This window comes from Blastopirellula sp. SH421, from assembly GCF_057808535.1.
The window spans coordinates 5,087,462-5,102,765 of record NZ_CM173712.1; the positions used below are offsets into that span (position 1 = coordinate 5,087,462).

Annotated in this window: 9 protein-coding genes; all 9 read right to left on the reverse strand. The window is 55.2% G+C overall.

All coding sequences use genetic code 11. The features are described from left to right. Positions 1-345: 345 nt before the first annotated feature. Positions 346-1,938: an AAA family ATPase gene (locus SH421x_RS20550; RefSeq protein ID WP_488851890.1), complete on the reverse strand. Its 1,593-nt coding sequence runs from the start codon at positions 1,936-1,938 to the stop codon at positions 346-348. Between the two features lie 1,014 nt (positions 1,939-2,952). After that, positions 2,953-3,840: a formylmethanofuran--tetrahydromethanopterin N-formyltransferase gene (gene fhcD / locus SH421x_RS20555; protein WP_488851891.1), complete on the reverse strand. Its 888-nt coding sequence runs from the start codon at positions 3,838-3,840 to the stop codon at positions 2,953-2,955. A gap of 85 nt (positions 3,841-3,925) precedes the next feature. Further along, complete coding sequence (locus tag SH421x_RS20560; RefSeq protein ID WP_488851892.1) at positions 3,926-5,038, reverse strand: hypothetical protein; 1,113 nt, start codon at positions 5,036-5,038, stop codon at positions 3,926-3,928. A 29-nt stretch (positions 5,039-5,067) separates the two neighbouring features. Further along, on the reverse strand, positions 5,068-6,789 hold the full coding sequence (locus tag SH421x_RS20565) for a hypothetical protein (RefSeq protein WP_488851893.1): 1,722 nt from the start codon (positions 6,787-6,789) through the stop codon (positions 5,068-5,070). A 63-nt stretch (positions 6,790-6,852) separates the two neighbouring features. Next, entirely contained in the window at positions 6,853-8,634 is a 1,782-nt protein-coding gene (locus SH421x_RS20570) for a hypothetical protein (protein WP_488851894.1), read from the reverse strand. A 48-nt stretch (positions 8,635-8,682) separates the two neighbouring features. Continuing rightward, positions 8,683-10,296, reverse strand: coding sequence for a hypothetical protein (locus tag SH421x_RS20575; RefSeq protein WP_488851895.1), 1,614 nt, complete (start codon positions 10,294-10,296; stop codon positions 8,683-8,685). Positions 10,297-10,354: 58 nt separating this feature from the next. Then, complete coding sequence (locus SH421x_RS20580; RefSeq protein WP_488851896.1) at positions 10,355-11,992, reverse strand: hypothetical protein; 1,638 nt, start codon at positions 11,990-11,992, stop codon at positions 10,355-10,357. Then, the gene (locus tag SH421x_RS20585; protein WP_488851897.1) at positions 11,989-13,578 is read right to left on the reverse strand and encodes a hypothetical protein; all 1,590 of its coding nucleotides are present in this window, start codon (positions 13,576-13,578) and stop codon (positions 11,989-11,991) included. Before SH421x_RS20585 ends, SH421x_RS20580 begins: the two co-directional genes overlap by 4 nt. Positions 13,579-13,642: 64 nt before the next feature. Continuing rightward, on the reverse strand, positions 13,643-15,289 hold the full coding sequence (locus tag SH421x_RS20590) for an STN domain-containing protein (RefSeq protein WP_488851898.1): 1,647 nt from the start codon (positions 15,287-15,289) through the stop codon (positions 13,643-13,645). Positions 15,290-15,304: the final 15 nt, after the last annotated feature.

Below are 15,304 nucleotides of genomic sequence, written 5' to 3' on the forward strand. Positions count from 1 at the left end.
TCACATAGCTAACACCGGGGTCAGTTCGTCTTCTCGCATGATTGCGGTCGGCAATCCAAGAGCCGGTTTGGTTCCCAGAGGATGCATGATCCCCATCCCCGTTGTTTGACCCTCTTTATTTAGCGTCCCAGTTGTTTCGGCATTCCCGTTATGTGGCATACCCGCTGCTTGGAGTACCCTTTGCTTGGCATTACCCGTTGCTCGACATCCGTTGTTTCTTCAGGCCCAACGGGCCGACCTAAAATAGCCCAGGGCGCTCGTCGCAGCAGCGACGGAGCCCTGGGTAATCATCCACCAACGTAACGTTGACGTTGGATGGAACCCGGGGAACTGCCGACTCAAACGTCACCATTCTTTGGGATCGCGTGGACCCAGGGCTGCGTCGCTAAAAGCGACAGTCGCTGGGCTAGAATAGGTCGCCCCGATGGGGCTGTTTTGATCGGGCGTTTGCGACTGCGTTTGCGTTTGTGACTGGGACTGGGACTGACTTTGCGACTGGGACGCTCTGGACTGCTGAATTGGATCGAATTGGCGAACGGGACCAAACTGGCGAATTGGATCCAATTGGTTTGAATTTGCTGGGCTGCCCCCTCCGTCCCCTTTATTGGCAGATTCATGGAATGGCTCCGCCAGGTAATAACAAAGCTCTAACCGGTTTTGCCCTGTCGTATCACTATTGGTCGGCGCGATTTCTCCGTCTTCAATCATCTGATCCCACGCAAACCCAAATTTGGCGCTGCTGATTCCGCTAAGTTGACGGATTTTAGACTTGGTCGTGTTGTGGCGTGCAAGTTGTCGCAGCGCGGCGCGAATTTTTCCACGGCGCCGTTGTTGTTGCGATTGGGCTTCTAGCTCCGGCGCCTCATCTTGCAACGACTCGGCAGCGTGCAGCGTGACATTCCACTTACGGCCGCTGGCGTCTGTCAACCGACCTTCGTCGATATCGACGCCCCAAACCGCGTCCTGTCCGGCGTTTCCGCCGACCGTTAACCACAGGCGATGCTGTCCGCTGCCTGACTCGTACGCGCGGCGACGGTTTACCAATAACCATTGCTGGGCAAAATCATGTTCGGCGTCGTTGAGATCGGCGATATTCAGCGCGCGTTTTGAAGTCGATTTGCGCGTCGCGCAGCAAACAATCGGAGTCGCCCCAGCTTCAAGACAGCAGCGGACCAGTTGGCGAATTTGCGATTTTTGCGAAGCAGCGCGCGTCGAGGTCCATTGCAACGGATCGATCAACACGACTTCTAATTGATGACGTTCAATCCAATCACGCAGCTCCGCCAGGTTCTCTTCAAAGCTGGCCGGGTTGGCGGCAGCGGGCATGGTCAACGCCCAAACCAGGTTGGGAAGTTTCTCAGTATCGACGCCGGTGGCGGCGCTCCAGCGTCGCGCGAGATCGTGCAGCACGGCTCGGCCTGCTGCGCCGCTGAGGAAGCCGACGCGATAAGCACGCTGCGCGGCGAACTCGCCCAAAAATTTGCCCCCGCTCGCTAATGCGCCGCACAAATCGACCGCCAGCGACGTCTTCATACTTTTGCTCGGCCCCAAAATCACCGCCGCTTCATGCCGCGCCAGCACGCCAGGCAACAGCCATTCACGCGGCGGTTGCTCACGCAGCAGTTCTGAGGTGGTGAGCTCTTGAAACCAGCAACTGCGCTGCGCGTCAGGCTGAGACTGCGAGGTCGCCGCGGCAGGGTCAGTTTGCCTGGGCTCAGAATGGATTCTTTGAGAATCTTCCAAGTCCTGAATGTCCATTGCGTCACCAATGTCACATATTTTTCCAACTAATTCCATCGTCTGCGGGGACTGATAACCCAGGGCAGCCATCCGATCAATCACCTGCGGCAGATCGCTGATCGAGATCCCTGCGGCATCCATTTCTGAAAACACGAATTTCAGGTCATCAAAGCCTTCGGTTTGAAACAAATCGGTCAAAAGCAGATCTGGAGACAGGAAACCGGAGGGCTCTGAATTGCCATTTATTCCCGGTATTTCAGCGGCATTTGGCGTCACATTAGCGGTTTCCGCCGGTGTATTCCGGGCCGCTTGGCGATTGCGCAGTGTTAGACGTTTCCGAGCCGCTTTGGTTCTGCGCGATCGCGATTTTTTGGATTGACGTGGTTTGGATCCCATGGGATAAGTTTCCTGCTGGTGAGACGAGAAGCTGGTGCGATATTTGGGTGGTTGGCTTTGGGTTTCCGCATAAAGCGGAGGGTTCAAGATATAACTAACGAATGTTCAATACAGACATCCTAAGCAAGTCCTTAGACTTTGTCAATAGTGAAATTCCTGGGGATTCTCTGTGGTTGGCTTTTGCGGCGCCAAAGAATCGCAGCCTAGAGGGGGCGAGAGGAAGACGCTACTTTCGCGGGAGCGAAAGGCGACTTTTGAAGTTGCGCTATTCGACCCCAAAAAAATGGAACGCGGTAAAGCCACGAAGAAAGAACGGAAAAACGCGGTAGGAACTAAGTCGAAAACGTTCACACTAGCCCGCAGCGCCAGCGAGGGAATCCGCTTGGCGATGCCAACTCGGTATGAACTAGCGACCGGATTCCCTCGCTGGCGCTGGCGGGCTAGTGTCCTAGCGGTTCGAAATAGCGCAACCTCAAAAAGGCGACTCTGGGGGGCTGCTGGCTCAAACGTCAGCATTTTTATGGGCGGCGTTGACCCAGGGCTGCGTCGCTAGACGCGACTTACCCTGGGCTAGGTTAGGTCGCCCCGGTGGGGCTGTGGGGATTTTTGTTGGGTGGTGCTGATGCGGGTGGTGTTGCCTGGGCAGTCTGTTCACGATTGGCTGGATTGCGGTTGCAACAAGATGCCAGCGCCATGCGGTTGCAAAGTTTTGCTGACCTCACTCCGCATTAGACATTCGTCATTAGAAATTAGACATTTCCCCCATCGGCAAACGCGGTTTTCCTACCGCCCCCATCCTGCGTTTATTGGCGTCGATTACTTCAAGAGTTCGTGCAGGTGAAAGTGGAATTTTCCGAGTTTGCCGCCGTAGTTGCCGGCGGAGATCGCCAAGACTTCTGGTCCGGCTGCAGCGTACATGGCGGCTTGCATGGCGGCGGCGACGGCGGCTTCGGTGGCGCCGTCGATGACGATCTCGAGCACGCAATTGGCTCCGGTGACCAGTTGCGTCTCGACACGACTGCGGAGCGTCGGGCAGTAGACGTCGGCGGTCGAAGCTCGCAGCCCTTTATAGCGCGAGCCGACTTTGCTGCCGCTGCGTGCGACTCCGGCCGGAAACGGCGTGATCGCGTCCGACAACTCTTCGATAGACTGCACGCCTCGTCGAGCGGCGTCCAAGGTGGTTGATTGATCGACGGCCTGAATCAAGATGTTGCCGCCGGCGACTCCTTTGGCGACGCCGAGAGATTCTTCGCAAAGAAACTCTCCGTCCATCACCGGAATGCGCCAGTAGCGGCGCCCGGCGACTACTTTGCTCTTTTGAAAGCCGTCGCCAAAAAAGCGAAGCTGCTTGCCCAGCGGCACGCGTTCTTCCCCGGCCGGCATTCCATCAAACACGGCAGTCGATGCGCAGGTCATGACGCATTGGCCAATCCGATTGACGATCGCTTTGCCGAGCGCATCGGTAGAGAAGCCAAAAGCCAAGATCGCGACGCCGACGCGCCCATCGGGGGACTGATCTGGCGAAAGCCAACGTTCGACCCCCACCTCGGCATCGCAGGCAATCACCGAACTGCCGTACCCGCACAGTTCGCGTGCCGCCGCTTCTAGCCAATACCGATCATGCGCCGTCACGATCACGCGGCAATAGCGCATGCCGAACGCTTCGGCGAAAGTCTCCACGATCTGGGTCGAACCGATTTTCACGACGTACACTGCAAAAAAGAGGGACCAGGCGAAACGCCCAGTCTGGCCCGGCGAGCGAGAAAACGCAATAAGGTTGCCCGGCGCCCTAGTCGTTAGGGATTGACGGATCACCGGAAGTTGAATCGGCTTCAGGCGTTCCCTGCGAATCAAACAGGGGCTGCGGTGATCCGGTATCGGGGCCTCGCTTGATCCAAGGACGATTGTGCCGAGTGGGTGATTCTGGTCCTGCGTCGACCAGATCAGGCGGCAAAATTGTGATCGGATGTAGCGCCCATTCGGCGAAGGTGCGCTGGATCACTGCATGTCCTTCGCTCGATTGCGAAATCGTCAGCGCTTGGTCGGCGATGATAAATCGATCGTTCGATCGCCAGCCCAGGTTCGGCAAGTCGGCTTGAAGTCGCATCGCGACATCCCGCAACTGGGCGCTCGAAAGCAATTGCCCTTGTTCATCGATCAAGGAATATTCGACGATGCGATACTCCAGCGGGTTCAACAACCCGATCCGCTCTCGATTCGAACGCAGCGCCGTCAGCATTGCGCCAAGCTGTTGATGCTGGCTAATGGTCTGGACGACGATCAGACAGTTGGCTGCCGGCAGATCGATGAGAGAGCCGACGCCTCCCTGCTCTTCCCAACTGGCGGCCGGCGTCGCTGCCTTCAACAGCTCGATCAACGAGCGTTTGTCGGCGGCAGGATCGGCGAGTTCTCGATCACTGGTGAACTGGATTTCGCTTGGCAAGTCGCCCAGCGGATAAACCTGCGCGTAAGGGTCGGTCGGTTGGTGATTGTGATACGGAAACGCGCGCAGCGCCTCGCCGTAAAATTGGGGTTGCCCGGCCACTCGTTGTGAGAAATTTGCCGCACGTCTTAAGATGTTCACCAGCGCGCCGATCTCTAAGTGTGCAGGCTTGTTTTGATAGACCAACAGACTACCGTTGATTCCGAAGATCCGCCCTGCTCCGCCGGTGGTTTCCCAACTGTCAGGCGCGACGAAGCGTTGAATTAACTTGATCACAGGCGCGATGTCTGAGGTCTGCCCCTCTTGATCGATCAAGAGCAGGCGTAGATCGTAGGAAACAAACGACGGCTTTGACTCAGACAACGGCAGCGGCAACATCGCTGCGGGCCCTTGCGCCCAACCAGGCGCTGCCCCACCCAACAGGAAGAGCAATACCCACACCAATCGTCGACTTGTCATCTTGTGTTCCTTGGAAAAGCTGTTTGCCATTACATTCCGTTTTTGACAGCCTTGGGTGCCGGAGCAGCGCGGCCACTGTTGGCGTTGCCCCCAAAACTTCCTCCTCCGCCAAAACCGCCGCCGGCGCCAAAACCACCTCCACCAAAAACGTCGAGTCGTTGGGCGTATTCGCTTTGGGGATAGAGTTGCCCGAGCCATTCTCGGATTTTCGCGTGCGTCTGGGGCGTTTGCTTCACCAGCAATGTTTTCTTACCGAGAGTTTGCACGTATCGCTGGGGGTCATTTTGCCGATCCGCTGCGACTTCGGTGGTTAGCAATTTGGCGAGCTTATGGATCGCGTCATCGCTGTCACCCTCCAGCGGAATCGGGTAACGCAACAGCACCGGTTCGGCACGCTTGGCGATCGCGGCGGGCGAAGCCAGGGGTCGCGGTTGTCGAGCCTGACGCATGTTGTAAAGTAGCTGAGCGATCTTGTCGTGAACCTGTTCAGTGTGGGCGATTACGAGCGCGTCGGAAATCTCCAACGGAGCGATCGCCCCCGGCCCCCCTAGTTCTTCCCAGCTTTCGGGTTCGATTGTGCAGGTGATCGTTTGGATCAGCGGATCAAAATCAGGAGCATTCGCGGCGAAGTAGTAGTACCCACTGCCGCCACCAAAGTCATGACGCACTTTCACAATTAGACGGTGGCTTGAGTCCCCCTCCGCATAGATCAAGTCGCGGATAGGATAGACCTTGATGATCAAGCTCGACTCGGCGGCTTCCGGCGTCGTCATCATGATCACTTCGTTTTCTAAGACGTACGCCAACCCGTGCTGATGGCAGATTGCATTCAAAATGGCGCCAGCCGACGCTGATTGGAAGTCGCAAGTTATCGGCAGATCGAGCGACAGCCCCACATCTTCCAGCGCTCGACGATCGATCAAAACGATGGAGCCGGTGAGCTGCGACAGATAGTCGGCGACCTCCATCAGGGGAGTATTGTTCAAGGTAGGCGTCCCCACTTTGTCGAGCGAAGCACGCAACTCTCGCCAGGCAGAGGAATCGAAATTGGGAACGGCATGGATCGGCGCTGGGTCATAGTCGTCTGTCGGGAGGGACTTCGCCGCTCGCAGCGCTGCTAGAAGTGCGACGATTTGTTCGTGCACCGCTTCTGACTGGGTGACGACGATTCCATTGTCCAAAGGCTGGACGCCAGGCATCGGACCACCGACGGCATCCCAACTCTCGGGACTAACCGTCGTGCCGATCACCTGGATCAGCGAGTCAAAGTCAGGCGAAATCTTTTCTCTGGTCCAGGGTGCACTTGGATAAATCAAATCGGGACAGGGATAGAAAACCCCGTGCACAAAAACCTCGGCTTGTTCCGAAGTGGTAATCAGCAGCCGCGTGTGATCCACCACGTAGGTCAACTCCAGTTCGCTTAGCATCAATCGCAAACCGCTTCGCAAACTGATCCCGTCCGCTTTGAGTGAACACAACACATCTGGCGTCAAACCAACATCTTCCAACGCGCGGCGATCGAGATGAATCTCGATTTGGTGCAACTTCGCAAGATACGCAGCGACTTCGACCAGCGGGGTGTCGACAAACGCGAAATCGGTGGGGGAGGATAACGCGGCGCGGATGTTGTCGACCGGCGCCGGATCAGGACTTGTCTCGAGGTACTGCGGGGCTACTTTCACTGTCGTAGCTTCGGGCGGAACGGCGACAGGCTGACAGCCGACCAGCAACAGTGCTGCTCCCACGAGCATGGGCCAACGGTGTCTCAGCGGCAGTACTCGGTTAACCTGCGTGCTTTGAAAATCCATCTCTGCCTACTTCCCCTCTTTGACGGCGTCTGGCATCACTTCTGGCTTGGGAGGCGAGCCTCCGCTGCTCAAACCGTTGGCAACTTCGCCGGTGACTGCCGGTTGTTGATGGAATAACTCAGGTGCATAGCAATTGCCCCACGCAGAACCGGAGCCTCGTGGACCGCTCTCACGCGATTGCTGGCCGTATTCGCTTTGAGGATAGAGTTGCCCCAGCAATTTGCCGATTTTTGCGTGCGTCTGGGGCGATTGCTTGACCAGTAAGTTCTTGTTACCGAGCGTTCGCACGTAGAGCGTTTTATCGTTCCAGCTGTCGCTGTCCACTTCGGTTAACAGCAACCTGGCGAACTGATTGATCGCGTCTTTATCGTTATTGTCGGCGTCATCCAGAGGGATCAGATAGCGTTTCAAGATAGGCTCAGATTGCTTTGCAGTTGCGGTTGGCGAGACTTCGGGGCGGCGTTGTCGATGGAGGCGAATATCTTGCAACAGCCGCGCGATTTTGGCGTGATTTTGTTCGGTTTGGGCGATCACAAACGCATCTGCGACTTCCAGATGTCCCAGCGAAGCAGGCCCGCCTAGTTCGTCCCACGATTCTGGATCGATCGTTAGAGTGATCGAGTTTAAAAGTCGACTGGTGGCCGTCACCCAGTAGGGCTCTGGGGCACGACCGGTTCCGCCAAAATTTCCGTAGTAAACCGGCGTGACCAACATCGGCAAGGGATCGACTGGTTGCATCAGATCTCGCACGGGGTAAACCTTGACGACCAGATGCGACTCGGCGTTTTCCGGAGTGGTGATGAGGATGACTTCGTTCTGCAAGGCATAGGCCAGGTCATGATCACGGCTGAGTGAATTCAAGATGTAGCGTGCCGACACGTTGTTCAACTCTTTACAGATGACGCTTAGCTCGGGAGACGCGCCCGCATCTTCGAGAGCGTGCTCATGAATCAACACCTGCGACCCTGTCAACTGCGATAAATAGCGGGCCATCTCGTCCAGCGAGAGCTCGTCCACCTCGGGCGATCCTACCTTGTCGAGCGATGCACGTAACTTTGGCAGCACCGCGGCGATGCTGGGCGAAACAGCATCGATGGGCGCTGGATCGTAGGCGTCCGACGGCAGTGATTTTGCCTTGCGCAGCGCTGCTAGGAGTGCGGCGATTTTGGCGTGCACCTCGTCACTCTGCAGAATGACGAGACCGTTTTCTACCAACTGGATATCCGACGAGGGACCACCGTTGATGCTCCAGGTCTCTGGGGAGATCGTCATGACGATCAGCTGAATGAGACTGTCAGCATCGGGCTGGGCGTTGTCGTTATCTTCAAACCCAGCAGGGTAGATCAAATCGACACAGGGATAAAATACAGCGTGGGCAAAATCCTCGGCCGCTTCAGGCGTGGTGATCAGCAACCGCCCCTGATCAACGACGTAGGTCAAATCAACTTGGTCCAGCATCAGCCGCAAGCCGCTTTGCAAACTTAGCCCGTCGGCTGTGATCGAAAGCGACATCTCGGGCGATAAGCCAACATCTGCGAGTGCCCCATGATCGAGGTGAATCTCAATTCCGTGCAATTTTTTGAGCAAACCAGCGACTTCGTTCAACGGAGTATCGGTAAAAGCGAGCTTGGCGGGAGAGGAGAGTGCGGCGTCGATTATCTTGTTTTCGTCCGGTAACTTCGTGGGTAAATCGCTCTCGACCAGTTTCACTGTCGGCTGCTGGGCGACGCCGAGCTGGCCGATCAACAGTATGCTGATTCCGACGATCATCGCTGAGTAAAATTTCATGGTTCTGTTTCGCTGATAGTTGTTGTTAAATCGTGCGGCGCGATCGAACTAAAAAAATCCGCCGTTGTTTATGCTTCCACTAGATCCGTCTCGGGAATCCCCTAGTTTCAAATCGTTGGTGATCCAACTGCGGATCTGGCGCTGAACCGCAGGGCGATGCCTGACCAACAAACGGTCTCCCAGGACTTGCACGTTGTGCGTCTCGCCGTCCCAAGAGCCGGGCTCAATTTCTTCGCGTAGCGTTTGCGCCAGTTCGAGCAGCGTCTCTTTACCGCCGTCGATTGTGACAGCATAGGTGATCATGACTGGCGCTGTATCCTGTTGCAGCTGCGGCACAGAGGCTGGCTTGCGATCACGGCGAAGTGTCGCCAACAGACGCTGGATTTCGGCGTGAACCTGGGGAACTTGTGCGATCGCGATTGCGTCGGCAGTGGGTACGATAGAGTACGACCCCGACCCGCCGAGTCGTTCCCAAGAATTGGGCTGGATTGTCTTTTCTAACATCTGAACCAGTGGATCAAACGTCGAGGTATCCTGCCCCGGCGGCATATTGAGTGGCGCGGCCATGCGATAACTGTTTTTCTGATTGGAGCCCCTCTCTGGCTGCACCGGCAACAGGTCACGCACGGGATAGACTTTGACCACCAAGTCGCGTTCTAGCTTCTCTGGGGTCGTAATTTCCAGCACATTGTCCCAATACCGATAGTCCAGCTCGAGCTTTCTGAGCACATCGTTCAAGATCGTTTCGGCGGTCGCCGCTCGCCAATTTCCGGTGACTTCTGCATCGACAGAAAGCCCAATGTCTTCCAGCGCCCGGGCGTTAACCACAATCTGGATTTTGCATTGTTGGCTTAAATAGCGAATCACATCGCTCAACGAGGTCTGCTGAAAAGTGACCTTTTGAAATTGCATTTGCAGCGCCTGCTGCGTTTGGTTTTGCTGCGCATTGTCACCCGTTATATCCCAAGGCGTCGGATCGTAGTTTGCTGCATGCAGTGACTTAACTTGTCTCAGCTTGGCCAATAATCCGGCGACTTGCGTGTGGATGGTTTCGCGGTGCGAGATGACCAAGCCGTTGCTTTGCGGCGTGATAGCGCCGGGCCCGCCCAGGTCTTCCCAACTTTCTGGATCAAGACAGGTGGTGATCGTATCGAGCAGATTTTCATAGTCGGGCGCTTCGCTCTGATCGCTATACAGCAAATCAACACACGGGTAATAAACCACGCGATGCTTGTTCTCTAATTTCTCACAAAGGGTCAGTCGGATCCGCCCTTCGTCGATGGCGTAATCAAAACGCTTGTAAGTTGGCAACGCCAATAGAAACAACCGGAGGGCGGTACGAAGTCGCACATTATGCACGACCCTTGTCACCAAACTGTGAGGATTCAGCCCACTCTCCGCGAGCGAAGAGGGGTCAAGCTGAAACTCGAGGCCTGATGCGTCGCTCAATTGTTGAACAGCTTGAGCAAGCGGAGTATTGATAAAGGTATAGCTTACGCGCTCTTCCAGTTTTTTCTGCACCGCTTCAATCGTATCCGCATCAGCAGGGGTCGTTTCGAGATATCCTTCCACCAACTTCAACATCGGCGGCTCGGCGGCGGCGGACGAACCATGTAGTAACAGTCCGATGACGATGATCAACGTAATATTTAATTTCATCATGGAAGATCCTGGTGGTGACTTTTTTGCTGAACGAACCAAGTCGATCGCTGCGGAAACATCAGGAATTCCCACCGCCGTAGGTTTTCGGTGAAGAAGACGGCAACAGCTGCATAATCCACCGCTTGATCTGGAGCTGCACGTCCGGGCGATGCCGGATCAGCAAGCGATCTCCCAGCTGCCGTACATAGTGCGACTTGCCGTCCCACGAGTCGGGCTCGATCTCTTCACGCAGCGTTTGCGTGAGGGTTTGCAATGCAGCTGTGTCGTCGTCAAGTCCGACGCTGTAAACGATCACGATCGGTTCAGCATCCGCCGCTGCTGACGGTTGCTGATCGCGGCGGAGCGACGCCAACAAGCGTTCGATTTGAACGTGAATTTCCGGCATCTGACGAATCACCAGCGCGTCAGCGGCCCCAACGGGATACAACGTGCCGGGGCCCCCCTGCTCTTCCCAGGAACTAGGTTGAACGTTTGTGGTTAGCGTTTGGATGAGACGCTGGAACCGCTGATTTTTCTGGTGAATACTTGGAAATTTAGAAGGGGCCTTGATGCGACGAGACTCCCTTGTGTCGTCATCCGGATGCTCCAACAGCAACAAATCACGCAGCGGATAGACCTTCAAAACTAGCTCGCGCTCCGACGCTTCAAAGGTCGTAATCTCTAACAGATCGTCCCGATAGCAACAGGTCAGTTCGAGCGACTGCAGGATGTCATTCAAAATAACCTGGGCCGACGCTGCATTCCAACTATCGGTGATCGGCGTGTTGAGAGCAATTCCCTCTGCGCGCAACGCCTGAGCGTTGATCACGATGGGAACCTTGCAATGTTCGCTTAACATCCGCACCACAGCGGCCAGCGGAGTCTGGCGAAAGTAGATCCCCTGCATCTCTACCTGCAACGCGGCAGGAGGGGGCAGCTGCTGGTCGTTACCAACTTCGATCGGCGTCGGATCGTACTGATCCGACTCGAACGACTTTGCCTGATCGAGGATCGCTAAAAGTGTGGCGATCTGCGTGTGGATCGCATCCATTTGGGCAATGACCACTCCGTTACTCTGTGGTGAGATCGAGCCTGGGCCGCCTAACTCTTCCCAGCTCTCATGATCGATACAGTTGGTGAGCATAAGGATCAGATTATCGTAATCGGGGCCTGCTCCTGATTCGTCATACAATAATGGTGCGCACGGATAGAAGAGGACCCGCAGCTCGCTCTCTAAACGCTCTAAGCTGGCGATCTTGATCCGATCGCCGTCAATCGCGTAGGTCAACTCGTCGCCGTTCTGCACCGACATCAACAGCAGTTGCAGGACCGTCCGCAGGCGAACATCCTGCGCGCAAACAGACGACGGCGCATCCGGATCAATTTGCAGCTCGTTGAACGAACGCGAATCCAGCCGAATCTCAACGCCTAGCTGCTCACTTAATAATCGGACAGCGACATCCAACGGCAGCTCGGCACAGTCAAAGGTGACTCGCTCATCCAGCTTTTTCTGCATTGCTGCTAAAGCGTCCGTCTCGGCAGTGAAGGTGTCGAGATAGTCTGTAGCAAGTTTTACTTTTGGCGGATTTTGGGCGGCAGGCTGACAGCCGCCAGCGAACAGTCCGATGCCGAGGATCAACGCAACAATTATTTTCATCATGGAAGATCCTGGCTTTCCCATGTTTGCATTTTCGACCAAGTCGTTCGATCCGGTCATCGCACGTCTCCCGCCGCATGTTGCGTCGGATTTAATTTCAACACGTCAGAGATCCACCAGTGGATGCGATGCTGGATGTCGCGACGATGTCGGATCAGCAAACGATCACCCATGACACGTACATAACTTGTCTCGCCGTCCCAGGAATCAGGCTCGATATCTGCTTGTAGCGATCGAGCGAAAACCTGCAACGCTGCTTCGCCACCGTTGATCTCGACTTTGTAGGCAGCGACGATTGGCTCGGCGCCTGCTTCGGGGTGCTCGGCATCATGCTTTGGCGCCAAGGAACGATCCCGGCGAACCTTCGTCAGCAAGCGTTGAATCTCGGCATGGTTGGCTGGCGTTTGCGCGACCACTAGCGCATCGGCAAACCATAGGGGCTGGATCACTCCAGAGCCTCCCAATTCATCCCACGATTCGGGCTCCACCTTGCTTGTCACAGAATTGATCAGCACCGGGTACTTGCAAATCAAACGATTGATTGCGGAATACTCACTTCCCCGCACCATGCGAAGATATTCGTTCTCAAAGTTGAGCACCTGCTCTGCAGCTAACAAATCACGCACTGGATAGACCTTAAACTCCATGTCCCAATACAAATCTTGTGGCGTTGAAACCTCCAGCACTTCGTCGCGGAAACGATAGTCCAGTTCCAGCATGTCCAGCACATCATTCAGGATCACTTCCGCCGTCGCCGCTTTCCAATGGTCAGTAATCGGAGCATCCAACTTGACGCCTTGATCTTCGAGGGCAGCTGAGTTCAGCACGATTTGAACTTTGCAGTGATCGCTTAAGTACTGCATCACGTCGTGCAACGGGGTGATCTCAAAGCGGACATTCTGCAGCGGAGTCTGTAGCGCGTCGTGAAGCTGTTTGCGCATCGCTGGATCGACTCCTACGTCAATCGGAGCCGGATCATAGTTGTCGGACGGAAGCGTTTTCGCTTGACGAAATGCCGCCAAGAGCGCCGCCAGTTTTGTATGAACCGCTTCACTTTGCGCGACCAGCAGTCCATTGCTTTGCAGTGATATCGTGCCGGGACCGCCCAATTCTTCCCAGCTCTCTTGATCCACGCTGTTGGTGATCACACGTCGCAGACTGTCAAACTCCGGGCCTTCTCCCTGGGGTCCGTACAACAAATCAGCGCAAGGGTAATAGACGACTCTCTGACGAAGCTCCAAGTTGTCTTCGTTGAGAATCAACAACCGATCACCATCGATGCAGTAGGCCAATGGAAGGGGATCTAACAGAAAGCGGAGTGCGGTCCGCAGACGCACCTTGTTCAGCGAGATTGTCACCGGCGAGTAGGTGGTAAGGCCAATCTCTTCCAGCGATCGCGGATGAATGCGAATCTTGACGCCAGACTTTTCGCTCAGATTTAAGATTGCTTCGCTGAGCGGCGTCTCGTCAAAATCGCAGCTGATCCGCTGATCCAGTTTCTGATACATCGCGTTATAAGCGGCTTCTTCGGCGATTAGCGGGGACTGATAGTCGTCCACTAATTTGACATCTGGCTCGGCTTGGACGAGACTTGTCGCAAGGATTGCAAAAGCCGAGAGTAGTAGGATTACAATTCGCGATATCATCTCGTTGCTCATGCTTGATGCTAAAGTTGCGTCGGTAAGGCTTGGTTGAGTTCTCGTCGCCGATCTAAAAAAAGCCACCCTCGTTTGCTGGCGTTGCTCCGGTTGGCGGCAACATCGGGGCCTGATTTCGTTCCACCGTCGCAGAACCAGTTGGACCAACGGCGATTCGTTGCAGCCAATACATGACTTGGCGATGGGTCTCGGGCGTAGCTCTGACCAACAACTCCGTTTTTCCCAACGGGCGAACGTAGCGCTGCTGGACGTTCCAGATTGCCGGTTCGACATCTTGCTGCAGTGCGTCGGCCAAGCAAACCAGCGCCGACTCTCCACCATCGACCGTGACACGATAGATCCAGGTAACCGGTAGTTCCTGCTTCGGCTCTTCTGGTTGGGCGGACTGTTTGGCTTGACGAAATTTCAAAAGCACCGCTTCGATTTGTTGGTGAATTTCTTTCGTCTGAGAGATGACCAAAACGTCACTGGCCAAGTAAGCGTTTACTTCGCCTGGTCCGCCCAAGCCATACCAACTCTCAGGATCGACGATGGAAGTCAGCATCTCGATCACCGGTTGATATTCAGACGGCGGCTGAGCTGGAACGTCGAATTGGAGGAGTTGCGTCTGGAAATCGAGGCCCTCCTTTGCTTCTTGAAACGAGGGAAGCGTCGCTCTCGACTTCAGGTCTTGAACAGGGTAAAGCTTCACGACTTGCTCTGGCTCTCCTTCTTCAATTCCAGCGATCACAATGACATCATCACGCAAGTAGTAAGAAAGATTCAGCTTTCCCATCAGGTCACGCAACAGAATCGTTCCTGTGACGGAATCCCACGATTCGCGGACCGACTCGTTGATCGTCACTCCACTTTCTTTCAGGGATTGCTGATCGAGCACAATATTCAAATTGCATTTTTCGCCCAAAAAACGAATCACTTCCTGCAGCGGAACGCCTTGGAACTCAACATGATTCAAATCCGTTTGCAGCGCAAGCTCTACCTTGCGTTGATCGGCGCTCTCTTCATTCAGCGCCAGCGGAGTGGGATCATATTTGTCGCTGGAAAGCGATCTTGCGTGACGCAGTTGTTTTAACAACCAGGCGATCTGATCATGAACGTCGTCCGTTTGCGAAACGACCATGGTTTGGCCCAACAATCGAATCGAACCAGGACCGCCGAGTTCTTCCCAAAGATGACTCTCGACAGATTGGGTGATCACGTCCAACAAGGGATCGCCAGTCTTGGGCAACAGCTCTGTATCTGGTTCCAATAGATCACCACAGGAATAGACCTGGATGTGCAGCTCGTCTTGAACGTCTAAAGCGCTGACAATCATCACCTGATTCTGATCGAGTTGATAACTGAGGCCTGACCCCCGAAACAGCAGGTCCATGACGGTACGGAGGCGGACGTCATGCAAGCGAAGCGAGATCGGATCGTTGACCGTGACGCCAGCATCCTTTAGCGAGTCGAGGTTAAGCAGAAACTCGATTCCCGATTTTTCGCTCAACTGCTTCGCAACATCGATGAGCGGCGTTTTTTTAAAGTCACAGCTGATCCGTTGTGTTAGTTTTTGCCGAAAAGCGGCATGCAATGCGTCTTGGGGATCAACCTGTGCTAGATACTTCTCCGCCACGTGGACCGGCGGATCTTCTGCTGCGACGAAACTTGGCGCAAGCAGCCCCGCTGTCAGTAGTAGAAACATCACGCGTTGGGGCATCTGTTTGTTCCTCAT

Coding starts and splice junctions, on each gene's coding strand:
- SH421x_RS20575 (WP_488851895.1), bottom strand. CDS start 10,296: ATGATGAAATTAAATATTACGTTGATCATCGTCATCGGACTGTTACTA.
- SH421x_RS20570 (WP_488851894.1), bottom strand. CDS start 8,634: ATGAAATTTTACTCAGCGATGATCGTCGGAATCAGCATACTGTTGATC.
- SH421x_RS20560 (WP_488851892.1), bottom strand. CDS start 5,038: ATGACAAGTCGACGATTGGTGTGGGTATTGCTCTTCCTGTTGGGTGGG.
- SH421x_RS20590 (WP_488851898.1), bottom strand. CDS start 15,289: ATGCCCCAACGCGTGATGTTTCTACTACTGACAGCGGGGCTGCTTGCG.
- SH421x_RS20585 (WP_488851897.1), bottom strand. CDS start 13,578: ATGATATCGCGAATTGTAATCCTACTACTCTCGGCTTTTGCAATCCTT.
- SH421x_RS20565 (WP_488851893.1), bottom strand. CDS start 6,789: ATGCTCGTGGGAGCAGCACTGTTGCTGGTCGGCTGTCAGCCTGTCGCC.
- SH421x_RS20580 (WP_488851896.1), bottom strand. CDS start 11,992: ATGACCGGATCGAACGACTTGGTCGAAAATGCAAACATGGGAAAGCCA.